The sequence below is a fragment of the Streptomyces sp. NPDC029164 genome (genome assembly GCF_055563995.1).
Map to the genome: position 1 here is coordinate 1 of NZ_JBVHWW010000022.1, position 14,388 is coordinate 14,388.

Here is a 14,388-nt window from a genome sequence, read left to right on the forward strand (position 1 = left end):
CCCCCCCCCCCCCCCCCCCCCCCCCCCCCCCCCCCCCCCCCCCCCCCCCCCCCCCCCCCCCCCCCCCCCCCCCCCCCCCCCCCCCCCCCCCGGCCGCCTTCCCACCGCCGCCCGCCTCCCCCGAACAGCACGGCACGGCACCGCGGCACGAACCGAAGGGGATCGCCCATGGCACGGATGCCGTCGGCCGACCGGCGCCGGCAGCTGACCGAGGCCGCCATCCGAGCGATGACGCGCGACGGGGTGGCCGGGACGACGACCCGGTCGATCTCCGCCGAGGCGGGCGTGTCACTGAGCGTCTTCCACTACTGCTTCGACTCCAAGCAGGCCCTGCTCGAATCCGTGATGACGGCGATCACCGAGCACAGCATCACCGTGGTGAAGGAGGCGATCCAGCCGAAGGCCACCCTCCGCGAGACCGTCCGGGCCGGCTTCCAGGCGTACTGGGACCACGTGTCCGCGCACCCGGGCGAGCACATGCTCACGTACGAACTCACGCAGTACGCCCTGCGCCGGCCCGGCTTCGAGCACCTGGCGCGACGCCAGTACGAACGGTACGCCGACACCTACACCGAGCTCGTCGAGGGGCTCCGCCACCACATGGGCTTCGAACTCCGCGTCCCCGTCACCGTACTGGCCCGCTATCTGGCCGCCATGACGGACGGGCTGACGCTCAACCACCTCGTGCTCGGCGACGCGACGATCTCCACGGCCATCCTCGACACGGTCACCGACCACGTCGCGGGTCTCGTCGGGGACGAGCGCGCCGACGGCGCGCAAGGATCTGAGCCAGCCATGGCGTGAATTGCGTCACCAAGGCGTCGATTGCGTCCCCGTTGTCCGTTTCCGAGATCGAACTTCCTGGTCAGAGCGCTACGTTGCTCCTCTCACACCTGGAGCACCGGAGCACCGGGGCTCACCGACAAGACCGGGGAAGTATGGCCACTCGTTTCTCCGCGGCGTCCCGGTGAGGCCGGGACCGGCCCTGCGGGCCGCCCTCGTCTGCGTGCCGGCCCTCGGCGCGCTGACCGCGTGCTCGGCGGAGCGCTACGCCGACGACGTGGAGTACGCCGGGGACTACAGCAGCCACGCGCCGCTCGCCGTCGTCGGGTATCCGTCCAGGGACACGTTGGGGATCACCCAGCAGGTGGTCTGGCGGATCGCCGACGGCAAGGCCGGCGAGCTGGCGGCCCTGGGCGACGACCGGCAGGACAAGGCCGCCACCCGCAAGACCGCCGAGAACTGGATCACCGCGTTCCGTACGGGCGCGGCCGGGAGGGTCACCGCGGAGTTCTACGACGAGGGTTCGTACCGGCAGACCGTCGTGCTCTACCTGCACGACACCCACCAGATCAAACAGCTCCACGTCCTGCCCGTGAGCGTGGACCGCGAGACCGCCTACCGGGTGAGCATGGCCGAGCCCGACCCGGGTGAGGCCACCGCCGTGGCGCCGTGGGTGCCGAAGACGCCGGGTGAGCTCGGTTCGAAGTCGGTGCCGGTCCGGTGACCTGACCGGGTCCCGGCCGACGGAAAGGGCGCCGCAACCCGCGGATGACGCGGGGGCGGCGCGCTTTCCCGTTCCGGGCCCGGCCGTCAGTACCGGTCCAGCAGGGTGGTCAGGACCTTGTAGAGGACCGATTCCTCGTCCGCCACGGCCTCCTCCGAGCGCCAGGCCACGAAGCCGTCCGGGCGGACGAGGACGGCCCCGGCCGCGGTCGTGCCGTGCGCCTCGGCCCAGTCGCCGCCGCTCGCGGGGATCAGGTCGGCCTCCGGTCCGGTGCCGATGGCGTAGGCGTCCAGGCGCACGTTCATCCGTTTGGCGACGGATCCCGCGGCCCCGCTCCACGGCGTGCCCTCGGAGCTGAGCAGGACGAAGGACCGCTCGTAGAGGTCCACGGTGGACTTCGGCTGCTCCTCCCCGGGGACGTGGAGCCACATGTGCGGCGCGCGCGTGCCCGGTTCGCCGCACAGGCGCATCCGTTCGGGCACCACCGGCTGGTCGGGATCGGTGCCCAGGACCGCGCCCTGGTTGTAGCGGTAGCCCATGGCCACGGACAGGACACCGCCCTGCCGTCCGCCCCCGCCCTGGGCGGGCTCGGGCTGGGCCCCGGGGACGGTCTCGGGGTCGGGCTCGTACCCCGGGTGGCTGTGCTCGGCGGAGCGGGCCGAGGCGCGCTCGCTCGTCGCCCGCGCCACCGGAAGCCGCTCGGCCTCGTACGTCTCCAGCAGCCCGGGGCCGGCCGCGCCGTCCAGTACCGCGGCGAGCTTCCAGGCCAGGTTGTGCGCGTCCTGGATACCGGTGTTGGAGCCGAACGCGCCGGTGGGGGACATCTCGTGGGCGGAGTCACCGGCCAGGAAGACCCGGCCGGCCACGTACCGCTGCGCGACCCGCTCGGCCGCGTGCCACGGGGCCTTCCCGGTGATCTCGACGTCCAGGTCGGGCGCTCCGACGGCCCGGCGGATGTGCTCGACGCAGCGTTCGTCGGTGAAGTCCTCCAGGGTCTCGCCGCGGTCGGGGTGCCACGGCGCGTGGAAGACCCACCGCTCGCTGTTGTCCACCGGCAGCAGGGCCCCGTCGGCGTCGGGCTTGGTCAGGTAGCACACGATGAAGCGCCGGTCGCCGACCACGTCCGCGAGCATGCGGGACCGGAAGGTGATGCTCACGTTGTGGAAGAGGTCCCCGGGACCGGTCTGGCCGATCCGGAGCGCTTCCCGCACCGGGCTGCGCGGCCCGTCGGCGGCGACGAGGTAGTCCGCGCGCACCGTGCTGTGCTCGCCGGTCTCGCGGTCCTTCACGAGAGCGGTCACACCGCCCGGGTCCTGTTCGAAGGAGAGGAGCTCGGTGGAGAACCGCAGGTCGGCTCCGAGCCCGGGGGTCACGGACATCAGGACCGGCTCGATGTCGTTCTGGCTGCACAGGCACCATGCCGACGGGCTGAAACGGGCGAGCGCACCCCCCGGGTCGATCTGCTCGAACAGCCACTCCTGGTCCTCACCGGTGAGGGAGCCGCCTTGCAGGATGCCGTGGTTGTCCGCCAGGACCGAGGCGGCCTCGCGGATCCGGTCCTCGACACAGGCGACGCGGAACAACTCCATGGTCCGTACGTTGATACCGCGTCCTCGCGGGTGCATCGAGGTACCCGCGTGCTTCTCGACCAGCATGTGGCTGATGCCGTGCCGGCCGAGGAACAGCGAGGTGCACAGGCCCACCAGCGAGCCGCCCACGATGAGGACAGGGACGCGGTGGTCGACGTTTTCCTTCATGGCTCTTCCATGCCCTGTACGAGGGCGCTTCCCTCGCTCGTTCACCCGCTTGGTTCTCTCCTCTCGCGCCGAGCGGACTACGGGACAACGATCGGTTCGGGTGGCGCCGCCCCGTGGCGACCGTGTGGTCTCGAAGGAGTGTGAACGATGACAACCTTGTCGGAACGGATATCCCAGTCCGCCTTCGACGGCTCGAGGCTTCGGGTCGTGCTGCTGCTGGATCTGTACGACGGTGCGCAGAACCAGTTCCTGGAGGTCTACGAGCATCTCCGCAAGCAGGTGTCCTCCGTCCCCGGACACATCAGCGACGAGTTGTGCCAGTCGATCGAGAACCCGTCGCAGTGGCTCATCACCAGTGAGTGGGAGAGCGCACCGCGGTTCCTGGCCTGGGTCAACAGCGAGGAGCACGTCGCGTCGGTCCAGCCGCTCCACGGCTGCGTACGGGACACGCGCTCGCTGCGATTCAGCGTCCTGCGGGTGACCGGCAAGGGCTCCGTCCCCGTCGGCTCCCCCTCCCCCTCGGCCGCAGGCGCCGATCCCGGGTTCGGCCCCGACGCCGCCACCGCGCACTTCGGGAACCGGTCCGGGGACCGCCTCCAGGTCGCTCCGCGGCGCGGGGACGGAGTGGTCCGCCACGCCCTGACCTTCACCGTGAAGCCGGGCAGCGAAGCCGTCGTGGCGGAGCTGCTCGCCGGCTACACCTCCCCGCAGGCGCGGGTCGACGAGAACACCAGGCTGCGGCGCACCTCGCTCTTCATGCACGGCAACCGGGTCGTACGGGCGGTCGAGGTGGAGGGCGACCTCCTCGCGGCACTGCGCCACGTGGCCCTGCAACCCGAGGTGCGGGCCCTGGAGGAGGCCATCAACCCGTATCTGGAACAGGACCGGGACCTCAGCGACCCGGGATCCGCCCGGATGTTCTTCACCCGTGCGGCGCTCCCCGCGGTGCACCACGTGGCGGGCGGCGGCCGCGAGCACGCGGACGTCCGGCGGCACGCGCTGTTCTACCCCGCCAAGAACGGGTGCGGCATGGAACTCGCCCGGCTGCTCGCCGGCCAGGACGAGGCGGCCGTGGACGACCCGGCCAACCCCATCGAGGCCAGCACCCTGTTCGAGCGCGACGACATCGTCGTCCGGCTCCTCGACATGCGGGGCCCGCTCGACGCCCGGCCCGCCCTGACGCTCGGCGTCGAGGGCGGCCACAAGGCGGCGGTGCTGGCCCGGCTGCTCGACAGCGCCAAGGACGGCGTCCCCACCACGGACCAGGAGATCTCACGCTTCCTCGCGCGCTCTGAGATGCGCCTGATCACCGACCGGCGTACGCCGGACCAAGCCTGAGGAGATGGCCGTCATGACCCCTCGACTGACCATGGAAGAACTGGCCGCCCTGATGAAGAAGGGGGCCGGCGTGAACGTCGACCCCGCGGCCATGGCGAGCCGCCCCGACTCGGGCTTCGACGAGTGGGGGCTCGACTCCCTGGGGCTCCTCGGCATCGTCGGCGAACTGGAGAACCGGCACAGCCGGCCCCTGCCCGCCGACGCGGACCGGTGCAAGTCGCCGCGCGAGTTCCTGGACCTCGTCAACAACGCCCTGGCGACCAAGGCCTGACGCGTTCGGACGGACGGGCGCCGCCCGTCCGCGTGCCGACGCCCCCGAGACCGGCTCATCCCGCCGGTCTCGAGGCGTTGTGGCGCCCGGGTGGTCCCGTGCCGGTGCTCCCGTGCGGGGTGGGCCGGCTCAGCCGGGCACGGTGCACTCGAACGCGTGCAGGTACGGGTTGACCGGACGGATCTCTCCGATCACCAGCCCCGCGTCCCGCATCCGGGTGCACAGACTGTCCTTGGTGTGCTTGGCGCCGCCCACGTTGAGGAGCAGCAGCAGGTCCATCGCCGTGGTGAACTTCATCGACGGGGTGTCGTCGACCAGGTTCTCGATGATGACGACCCTGGCTCCGGGGCGGGCCACGGAGACGACGTTGTGCAGGGTCCTGCGGGTGCTCTCGTCGTCCCATTCCAGGATGTTCTTGATGATGTACATGTCGGCCTCGACAGGAATGGCCTCGCGGCAGTCCCCGGGGACGATGCCGGCCCGCTCGGCGAGCGCGCCGCCGTCCCGCAGACGGGGATCCGCCTTCGCCACCACGCCCGGCAGGTCGAGCAGGACGCCGCGCACCGCCGGGTGCTTCTCCAGCAGGCTCGCCAGTACGTGCCCCTGGCCGCCGCCGATGTCCGCGACCACGGAGACCCCGGTGAGGTCGAGGAGCTCCGCGACGTCCAGCGCCGACTGCATGCTGGAGGTGGTCATGGCCCGGTTGAACACGTGGGCCGACTCGTGCGCGTCCTCGTGCAGGTACTGGAAGAACCCCTTGCCGTAGAGGTCCTGGAACACGCTCCCGCCGGAACGCACGGCGTCGTCGAGGCGCGGCCAGGCCTGCCAGGTCCAGGGTTCCGTGCACCAGAGGGAGATGTAGCGCAGGCTCTGCGGGTCGTCCTCGCGCAGCAGCCGGGACATCTCCGTGTGGACGAACTTCCCGTCCTCGGTCTCCTCGAAGATCCCGTAGCAGGCCAGGGCGCGGAGCAGCCGTTCCAGAGGCCGGGGCTCGCAGTTCACCGCCGCGGCGAGCTCGGCGGCGGCGGTGGGCTCCGCGCCGAGGGCGTCGGCCACGCCGAGGCGGGCGGCGGCCCGTACGGCCCCGGCGACGGCCGCCCCGAACACGAGCTCCCGCAGCCGCATCGCGGGCTGGGGGGTGTGCGGGGGAACGGGGACGGTGGTGGGGGTGGAGGTGGAACTTACCGTGGTCATACGGCCTCGATTCTTCCGGTGCGGTGGAGCACGGTCAGCACATCCCGGCCGGTACGGAGGTCCCGCACCGGTTGCCCACGAACCGGTTGCCCGTTCCGGTGCCCTGATTGGCCAGGTCGGCCGGCCGGTTGTCCCGCACCACGTTGTCCTGGATGACGTTGTCGGTGTTCGTCGCGCCCACGAAGCTCTTGAACAGCAGGATTCCGCCCGAGAGGGGGGAGGCGCCGACGTTGCCGCGGATGGAGTTGGAACGGATGTCCGTCTCCTCGGCCCCGGTGAGGACGATGCCGACGCCCTGGATGTCGGGGAGGCGGCTGTTGCCCTTGCAGAACTTGTTGTTCTCGTGGATCAGGTTGCCGCGGATGGTCATGGCGCCGGCTCCCGGCTCGCCCTCGTCGCCTACGACGAAGATGCCGCCGCAGTTGCCGGTGAGGGTGTTGCCGTTGACGGAGAGGTTCCGGACCCGCCTGACCGTGACTCCGATCCGGTTGCCGGTCAGCTTGTTGCGCCGGACCACCGCGCCCAGGGTGTCGGTGGCGCCGCCCTCCCGTTGCACCGTGTTGGCGATGAAGATCCCCGACTCGGTGTTGTCGCGGGCGATGTTGCCGCGGAACACGCCGCGGGTGGAGCGCTCCTGGGCGATGCCCCAGGTGCCGTTCTTCTCGGAGATCACCCGCTCGACGCTCAGCCGGTCGGTGTACGAGGCCCAGATGCCGTTCCGCTTGAAGCCCGAGACGGTCAGCGCGCGGATCTTCACCCGGTTCACGCTCTGCTCCGGCGTCCCCATGACACAGATGCCGGTGTCGGCCTGCGAGCAGGCGGTGGCGGCGCGCACGGGGGCCATGGGCGCGCCCGGCCCGGCCTGGGCCGCTCCCGTCGACGCCTCGGGTGCGGCGGGGGCCGCGGGTACGGCGGAGGCCGCGGGTACGGCGGAGGCCGCGGGTGAGGCCGGCCCGGCCTCGGCGGCCGGTGGCCTGATCACCGTACGGCTGCCGTATCCCCGCAGGGTCAGCCGCTTCGTGATCAGCACGTTCTCGTAGTAGGTGCCGGGCATCACGGTGATGATGTCGCCCGGCCGTGCGGCGTCCACCGCGTCCTGGATCGAGTCGCCCGGATGCACTCGGCGTCCGGCCGCGGCGGCGGGTGGCGCGGCCACGCCGAGCCCTGCGGCCATGACGACTGCGATGCACATGAGGGACTTGAGTTGTCGGTTCGTCACCATGCAGAAGTTATGGGCGATTAGGGCAATTCGCCACACCGAGTGAGCGGAAGGACACATGCCGTGCCCAAACGGCGCAATGTGACCTCCTCAGGAGTGGCGCTGAGGCCCGGGCCGACTCCGTCCCGACCCCACGTCGTGACGCCTCGTCACCCGGAGCCGGAGAGCGCGCCACGAGCCGTTGCCCCCGCTGACCCGACCGGGCTGGTCGCAGCGGGTTTCCCGGGCGCTCCGGCAAGGGGCAACGGGCAACCCGTCGACCCCGGAACCCGGCGGCGGCAGGCTGAAGTCGTCCGCAGGAGGCAAGAACCACCAGGGGAAACCATGCACAAGATGTTCCGCGGCCTCGCCGCCCTCGCGACCGCCGCCACCGCCGTCCTCGCGCTCAGCGGTTCGGTCGAGGCCAAGCCTGTCGACGCGTGGGCCGGATGCCCGGAGGGGGCGGTCTGCATCTACCCTCAGAACCAGAACCCCGCCGTCAAGCCGACGCACGTCTTCCACTCGTACGGGGCACACAACCTGCGCAACCAGTTCGGGAACCACTGGGTGCTCAACAATCAGTACGGCGGTGCGACCGCAAACCTGTGCACCGGCTCCAACGGCGCGGGCTGCGGCAGCCCCATCGCCGCCAAGACCGGTGTGTACGCCGACCTCACGCCGGTCAACTCGATCCGACTCAACCGGTAGCACCCCCGCGGCAAGAGCCTCCGGAGCCGCCGCGCGAGCGGCTCCCGGGGTTCCTGTGCTCGTCATACCGGCTGGAAGATCCGGCTTTCCGGCCCACCCTCGCGGTAGCCTGGGCAGCGCCATCTCGCTGCCTGGGCGCGCATTGCCATGGGGGATGTTTTGGGGGATCCGGACCGCCGGCGGAACACCGATCACCAGCACGAATCCGAAGACACCGCGGTGCACTTCCCCGCGCAGCTGAGACGTCTGCGGGTGCAACGCGGCCTGTCCCTCGCGGACCTCGCACGGCAGACGCACTACAGCAAGGGCTACCTCAGCAAGATCGAGACCGGCTCGAAGCGCGTCACCGTCGACGTCGCGCGGCGCTGCGACGACGTCCTGCGGGCGGGGGGTGAACTGCTGCGGATGGTCCGGGAGACGGGAGCGCCCGGGCCCGGCGCCGCCGCCGGCGCGGAACGGCCGGCCGACGCCGGACCGGCGGCGGACGGCGCGTGTCCGTACCTCGGCCTGCCGGCCTTCACCGCGCGGGACGCCGGGTGGTTCTTCGGCCGGGAACGGGCCACGGCCGAGTTGGTCGAACGGGTCTTCGAGCGGATCGGCGTCGGCCCGCTGATGCTGGTCGCCCCCTCGGGCGCGGGCAAGTCCTCGCTGCTCAACGCCGGTCTGGTACCGGCGTTGCGGCGCGCCGGAGGCTTCCCGATGCCGGGCGCCGACAGGTGGCCGGTGGTGCGGTTCACTCCCACCGCGCATCCGGTGGAGGAGCTGCTGGACCGCGCCGCGAAGGCGCTGGGCGGCGATCTCGGCATCACCGCACGGGAGTTGCGGGACCGCCCGCACGCGCTGCTCGAAGCGGTTCACCGGCTCTCGGACCGTCCCCCGGACGGCTCCGGGGACCGGCGGCCGCCTCCCCCTCGTCCGGTGCTGCTCGTCGACCAGTTCGAGGAGCTGTTCACGCTCTGCCCCGACGAGGACGAGCGGCGCGCGTTCGTCCGGGTGCTCTGCGCGCTGGCCGCGTCCGGCCCGGCGCCGCCGGCCGGTCACGCCCCCGCCGTCGTGGTGTTCGGCGTACGGGCGGACTTCTCCGGGAACTGTCTGGACCTTCCGGAGCTGGCCCCGGTCTTCACCGGCGGGCTGTTCGTGCCGCCCCCGATGTCCCTGGCGGAACTGCGGGAATCGATCACCCGGCCGGCCGAGCTCGCCGGTCTCACCCTCGAACCGGGCCTGGTCCCGCTGCTGCTGCGCGACGTCGGACTGCGCGACGATCCGCCGGACCGGACGCCGTCCGGCGCGCTGCCGCTGCTCTCCCACGCCCTCATGGCCACCTGGCGGCAGCGCGAGGGCGCCACCCTGACCGTCGCCGGGTACGAGCGCACCGGCGGCATCCAGGGGGCGATCGCCCGCACGGCCGAGGAGGTGTTCGCCCGCCTGTACCCGGCGGAGCAGCACACGCTGCGCCGCGTTCTGGTGCGGCTGGTGCACGTGGCCGAGGGCACGGGGGCGGCGCGGCGCCGGATGAGCCGGACCGCCCTGATGGAACAACTGGCCGACGCGGGCCCGGCCGCGGCCGCGCTCGACACCTTCGTACGGGCCCGCCTGATCACCATGGACAGCGACAGCGTCGAGATCACCCACGAGGCGCTGCTGCACGCCTGGCCACGGCTGCACGGCTGGATCCACGCCGACCGGGCCGGGCTCCTGATCCACCAACAACTGGCCCACGCCGCCGCCGAGTGGGAGCGCGAGGGCCGGGATCCGTCGGCGCTCTACCGCGGGACCCGGCTGGACACCGCACGCTCCTGGGCCGACGAGCTGGACGGCAGGAGCCGGCTCGGGCCCCTGGAGGCGGCGTTCCTCCGGGCCGGCCAGGAGGCGCACGACAGCCGCGAGCGGCAGGCCGCGCGCCAGGTGCGGCTGCGGCAGCGGATGCTGGCCACGCTCGTCGTCCTGCTGGTGCTCGCGGTGGGCGCCGGCGGACTGGCCTACCAGCAGCGGGCGGGGGCGCTCGGCCAGGAACGCGTCGCGCGTTCGCGGGCGCTCGCCCTGCAGTCGGCGGCGCTGGCCGCCGGCCAGCCGGAGGCTTCGATGCTGCTCGCCGGGGAGGCCTACCGGACCGCGCCGACGAGCGAGGCCCGGGGCGCGCTGCTGAGCACCCAGTCCCAGCCGTTCATCGCCCGCCTGGACGGGCACGGCGGGCCCGTCAACGCGGTGGCCTTCTCACCGGGCGACGGCGCGCTGGCCACGGCCGGTTCCGACGGGACGGTGACCCTGCGCCGGGTGGCCGACCGCCGCGCCCTCGCCACCTTCACGATGCCCGGGCGGGTCCGCGCGGTCGCCGTCAGCCCCGACGGGCAGACCCTCGCGGCCGCGTCCACGGACGGGCCGGCCCGGCTCTGGGACACCGTCGGCCACCGTCCGAAGGGGGTGCTCCCCGCGAGCACGGCGGGCGCCCGGGCCGTGGCCTTCGCCCCCGACGGGCGGACGCTTGCGGTCGCCTGCGCCGACGGGACGGTCCGGCTGTGGGAAACCGCCGGGGACCACCGCGCCGTCGCCTCCCTGGCGGGCCACACCGGGCGGGTCAACGCCCTGGCGTACGCCGCGGACGGCCGGACGCTGGTTTCGGCCGGTGCCGACCGGACCGTACGGCTGTGGGATCCGGTGGAGGCCCTCCCGCTGGCCGTGCTCACCGGGCACACCGACGAGGTGCTGGGGGCGGCGTTCGCCCCGGACGGCCGTACGGTCGCCACGGGGGGCGTGGACCGGACCGTGCGGCTGTGGGACGTGGCCGTCCGGCGGCCGGCGGCGACCCTGACCGGGCACAGCGACGACGTGAACGGCGTCGCCTACACACCGGACGGGACGACGGTCGTCAGCGCGGGCGGCGACGGGACGACGCGGTTGTGGGACGCGGCCGGCGGCCGGCTGACGGCGACCCTGGCCGGGCACACCGACTACGTGCTCGGGGTGGCCGTGGACCCGCGCGGCACGGTGCTGGCCACCGCCGGTTTCGACCAGTCGGTGGTGCTGTGGGACCTGCGGGGCGCGGCGCTGACCTCGCGGCCGTTCACGGAGATCTGGCACGCCTCGTACAGCCCGGACGGAAAGCTGCTGGCGACGGCGGAGGCGGATCACCGGGTGCGGCTGTGGGACGTGGCGGAGCGCAGGGTGCTGGCCACCTTCGAGGGGCACAGCGAGACGGTGTTCTCGGTGGCGTTCTCCCCCGACGGGCGGACCCTGGCCTCGGCCGGCTCGGACGGCACCGTACGGCTGTGGGACGTCGCGGCGGGCGCTCCGTCGGCCACGCTCGCGGGGCTGGGCGGCACCGTGTTCGCGGTGGCCTTCTCCCCTGACGGGCGGACGCTCGCCTCGGCCGGCTCGGACGGCACCGTACGGCTGTGGGACGTGGCGGCGCGCCGCCCGCTGGCCACCCTCACGGGGCACACGGACTTCGCCAACGACGTGGCGTTCAGCCCCGACGGACGCACCCTGGCGAGCGGCGGCGACGATCTGACGGTCCGTCTCTGGGACGTGGCGGGGCGCCGTCCGCTGGCCGCCCTGACCGGACATACGGGCGCCGTGCGCGGGGTTGCCTTCAGCCCGGACGGGCGGACCCTCGCCAGCAGCGGCAACGACGGGACCGTACGGCTGTGGGACGCGCGCGGCCACCGGTTCCGGGCGGCGCTGTCCGGCCACACCGGCTCCGCGCGGGGCATCGCCTTCGCCCCCGACGGGCGCACGCTGGCGAGCAGCGGCAACGACCGTACGGTGCGGCTGTGGGACGTGGCGGGGCGCCGGACGGTGGCGGCGCTGTCCGGCCACACGAGCGCGGTGTGGGGGGTCGTCTTCGCCCCCGACGGGCGGACGGTGGCCAGCAGCAGCACGGACGGCACCGTACGGCTGTGGAACCTGGACGTGGGGGCGCGGCTGGCGGCGATCCGGCGGGTTGCGGAAGGGCCCGACCGGCCGGGGAGTGGCTGAACGGAACCGGAGTTGACGGGGGCGAGGTGCGTACTCGGCCACAGTTTGGCCGAAATTCCTTTGCAGAAAACGTTGCTGCGAACCCCCTTGGCGATAGTACGATTTCCACCGAACATGTGCCCTTGGCAATCATCGACCCGGACCTCGACCATCCTGTTCTGCCGCCAAAGGCCCATGCCGTATTGCTGCTTGCCCACCGGCACCGTCAGGTGCACGGCCGAGGTCACACACCTTGACGGGCGGGATACGGACGACGCGCGCGACATGCGCGTCGGCCGCCCCGTCGGCAACACCTAGGGGAGTATTTTTCGTGTCTCACATGCGCAAGATCGTCGTCGCAGCCATCGCCGTTTCGCTCACCACCGTCGGGATTGCGGCCAGCGCCTCGGCGGACCCCACGAAGGACGCGAAGGCCCAGGTCCCGGCCGCCGAGGCCGGCATCACCGGTACCTGGTACAACCAGCTCGGCTCGACCTTCATCGTGACCGCGAACGCCGACGGCGGCCTCACCGGCACCTACGAGTCGGCCGTCGGCAACGCCGAGAGCCGCTACGTCCTGACCGGCCGTTACGACACCGCCCCGGCCGACGGCACCGGCACCGCCCTCGGCTGGACGGTGGCCTGGAAGAATAACTTCCGCAACGCCCACTCCGCCACGACGTGGAGCGGCCAGTACGTCGGCGGCGCCGAGGCGAAGATCAACACCCAGTGGCTGCTGACCTCCGGCACCACCGCGGCCGACACCTGGAAGTCCACCCTGGTCGGCCACGACACCTTCACCAAGGTGAAGCCGTCCGCCGCCGCCATCGACGCGGCCAAGAAGGCCGGCGTCAACAACGGCAACCCGCTCGACGCCGTCCAGCAGTAGGACGCGTCCGGGCACCCGGCGGCGATACGCCGAACCGAACGCGTGCGGGCCGTCCGGAGGATCCCTCCGGACGGCCCGTCCGGCCGCGGACCCCGCCCCGGCGCCGTCCGCGCGAGATGCGTCTCACGGGCGCGTCCCCGGCGGGCAGGCGGCGTGATCACGACGGCTCGGTACCATCGGCCGGGGGGAAGGTGGGATTGACGTGATGGTGACCATGCCCGTGGGCAGTGTGGATCTGTTCGACCAGGGGTACGCGCTCGACCCCTATCCGGCGATGGCCGCACTCCGCGCGAAAGAACCCGTGAAGTACGACGACAACACGGGCCTTTGGCTGATAAGCCGGTACGAGGACGTGCGCTCCATTCTCCTCGACCCGGAGAATTTCCTGCCGGACAATGCGATCGACGCGATCGGACGCTTCTCGGTGCCGACGCTTCGCGTTCTCGCACGGGTCAGTTTCGACCTCCCGCAAACGCTTGCAAACAACAGCTCGGACAGCCACGCCGGTTATCGGCGCATCATGACGAAGCTGTTCAACGCCCAGGCCGTCAATGCCTCGGTGCCGATGGTCGAGAGCGTCGTGACGGAGGCGCTCGACGACGTCGAGCGGCGGCTCGCCGCCGACGGTGCGTGCGATCTGGCGACGACCCTCGCACGGGACGTGCCCTTCCGGGTGATGCTGCGGCTGCTCGGTCTGGAATCGGCCATCGACGTGGACATCGACACCCTGGCCCGGTGGAGCGACGCGTCCCTGGAACTGTTCTGGGGGCGGCCGCGGGGCGAGCGCGAGGTGGCGCTGGCCCGTGAGGCCGCCGAGTTCTACGCCTGGCTCACGGCGCTGGTCTCCAAACCCGCACCCGAGGAGGCCACGCTGCTCGGCGCGCTCGCCGCGCACCGGCTGCCGGACGGGCAGCCGCTGGGCGTGACCCAGAAGGCCGCGGTGGTCTACTTCATGATCATCGCCGGTCAGATGACGACCACCCAGATGCTCGGCACCATGTATCGCAGGGCCCTCCGGGAGCCCGGCCTGTGGCGGCGGTTCGCCGAGGCGCCGGAGACCGTCGCGCCCTGGACCGAGGAGGTGCTGCGGCGCGATCCGCCCATCACCACCTGGCGGCGGGTCACCGGCCGGCCAATGACCCTGTCCGGCGTGGACCTCCCGGCCGGGGCGCCGCTGCTGCTGATGCTCTCGTCCACCGGCTCGGACACCGAGGTCTTCGAGAACCCCGAGCGGCTCTGTCCGCACCGGGCCAACGTCCGCAGGCACCTGTCCTTCGGCCTGGGCCGTCACCGCTGCTCCGGCGCCGAACTGGCCAGGATGGAGGCCGATGTGGTGATGCGGATGACCGCCGGGCGGCTCCCGGACCTCAGGCTCGCGGACCGGTCCTCGCCCGAGATGCTGGCGCTGCTCTCCTTCCGGGCCCCGCTCCAGGTCCTGGTGGAACGGGGCTGAACAGGGCGCCACCGCGACGACGGGCCGCTGTCCGTCCACATGACCTCCCGCCTCCCGTGAAAGACCGTCGAGGAGGATGCTCCGCACGCGCCCGTGGTCGGACCACGCCCTTGGGCCGG

General features: G+C 72.4%; 11 protein-coding genes. 8 read left to right on the plus strand and 3 right to left on the minus strand.

Annotation, left to right across the window (positions count from 1 at the left end):
* Window positions 1-168: 168 nt before the first annotated feature.
* Both ACZ4VT_RS21545 and ACZ4VT_RS21550 read left to right on the plus strand, forming a co-directional pair.
* A complete protein-coding gene (locus tag ACZ4VT_RS21545; RefSeq protein WP_467951775.1) occupies window positions 169-804 on the plus strand; it encodes a TetR/AcrR family transcriptional regulator in 636 nt (211 codons plus the stop codon).
* Window positions 805-967: 163 nt separating this feature from the next.
* The gene (locus ACZ4VT_RS21550) at window positions 968-1,507 is read left to right on the plus strand and encodes a hypothetical protein (RefSeq protein ID WP_467951777.1); all 540 of its coding nucleotides are present in this window, start codon (window positions 968-970) and stop codon (window positions 1,505-1,507) included.
* Window positions 1,508-1,593: 86 nt separating this feature from the next.
* Here the strand turns inward: ACZ4VT_RS21550 and ACZ4VT_RS21555 are convergent, their stop codons facing one another.
* On the minus strand, window positions 1,594-3,309 hold the full coding sequence (locus ACZ4VT_RS21555; RefSeq protein ID WP_467951779.1) for an FAD-dependent oxidoreductase: 1,716 nt from the start codon (window positions 3,307-3,309) through the stop codon (window positions 1,594-1,596).
* 102 nt (window positions 3,310-3,411) lie between these two features.
* On the opposite strand from ACZ4VT_RS21555, the gene ACZ4VT_RS21560 reads away from it, so the two are divergent.
* Complete coding sequence (locus ACZ4VT_RS21560) at window positions 3,412-4,602, plus strand: SchA/CurD-like domain-containing protein (RefSeq protein WP_467951781.1); 1,191 nt, start codon at window positions 3,412-3,414, stop codon at window positions 4,600-4,602.
* Between the two features lie 13 nt (window positions 4,603-4,615).
* Window positions 4,616-4,873 (plus strand): acyl carrier protein, encoded by a 258-nt coding sequence (locus ACZ4VT_RS21565; protein WP_361765685.1) that lies wholly within the window; start codon window positions 4,616-4,618, stop codon window positions 4,871-4,873.
* A 129-nt stretch (window positions 4,874-5,002) separates the two neighbouring features.
* Here the strand turns inward: ACZ4VT_RS21565 and ACZ4VT_RS21570 are convergent, their stop codons facing one another.
* Window positions 5,003-6,067 (minus strand): methyltransferase, encoded by a 1,065-nt coding sequence (locus ACZ4VT_RS21570; protein WP_467951782.1) that lies wholly within the window; start codon window positions 6,065-6,067, stop codon window positions 5,003-5,005.
* 34 nt (window positions 6,068-6,101) lie between these two features.
* The gene (locus ACZ4VT_RS21575) at window positions 6,102-7,289 is read right to left on the minus strand and encodes a right-handed parallel beta-helix repeat-containing protein (protein ID WP_467951783.1); all 1,188 of its coding nucleotides are present in this window, start codon (window positions 7,287-7,289) and stop codon (window positions 6,102-6,104) included.
* Between the two features lie 321 nt (window positions 7,290-7,610).
* On the opposite strand from ACZ4VT_RS21575, the gene ACZ4VT_RS21580 reads away from it, so the two are divergent.
* The 4 genes from ACZ4VT_RS21580 to ACZ4VT_RS21595 all read left to right on the plus strand — a co-directional run bounded on the left by ACZ4VT_RS21580 (window position 7,611) and on the right by ACZ4VT_RS21595 (window position 14,269).
* Window positions 7,611-7,973 carry a hypothetical protein gene (locus tag ACZ4VT_RS21580; protein ID WP_467951785.1) on the plus strand — a complete coding sequence of 121 codons (363 nt, stop codon included), beginning with the start codon at window positions 7,611-7,613 and terminating at the stop codon, window positions 7,971-7,973.
* A gap of 147 nt (window positions 7,974-8,120) precedes the next feature.
* Window positions 8,121-11,948 (plus strand): nSTAND1 domain-containing NTPase, encoded by a 3,828-nt coding sequence (locus ACZ4VT_RS21585; protein WP_467951787.1) that lies wholly within the window; start codon window positions 8,121-8,123, stop codon window positions 11,946-11,948.
* Between the two features lie 319 nt (window positions 11,949-12,267).
* On the plus strand, window positions 12,268-12,816 hold the full coding sequence (locus ACZ4VT_RS21590) for a streptavidin (RefSeq protein WP_467951977.1): 549 nt from the start codon (window positions 12,268-12,270) through the stop codon (window positions 12,814-12,816).
* Window positions 12,817-13,021: 205 nt separating this feature from the next.
* Entirely contained in the window at window positions 13,022-14,269 is a 1,248-nt protein-coding gene (locus ACZ4VT_RS21595) for a cytochrome P450 (RefSeq protein WP_467951789.1), read from the plus strand.
* The last annotated feature ends 119 nt before the right edge of the window (window positions 14,270-14,388 follow it).